Genomic DNA, 249 nt, shown 5'->3' with positions numbered 1-249 from the left:
ACCCGAAGGTGTCTTCGGACTGGAGTATTGAGAGACTCATCCCTGCCATTTTTCAATGACACGGATTGTTTCAAATTTTCAGCTTGTTCCAGATTGTTAAAGAGCAATATTTCACAATACACCGGCCTTAGCCGGTACATTCTGAAATCATTTTCATGAAAGAGGTAATGGTGGAGCTAAGCGGGATCGAACCGCTGACCTCCTGCGTGCAAGGCAGGCGCTCTCCCAGCTGAGCTATAGCCCCATTGA

The 249-nt window shown here is 47.4% G+C and carries 1 tRNA gene; it reads right to left on the bottom strand.

Annotation, left to right across the window (positions count from 1 at the left end):
- Window positions 1–168 precede the first annotated feature (168 nt).
- A tRNA-Ala gene (locus AAC854_RS23605) sits at window positions 169–244 on the bottom strand.
- Window positions 245–249: the final 5 nt, after the last annotated feature.

Source organism: Xenorhabdus entomophaga, from assembly GCF_037996725.1.
Classification (GTDB): Bacteria; Pseudomonadota; Gammaproteobacteria; order Enterobacterales; family Enterobacteriaceae; genus Xenorhabdus; species Xenorhabdus khoisanae.
Note: the sequence above shows the minus strand (reverse complement) of the source record. Positions and strands in the feature narration are given on the sequence as shown.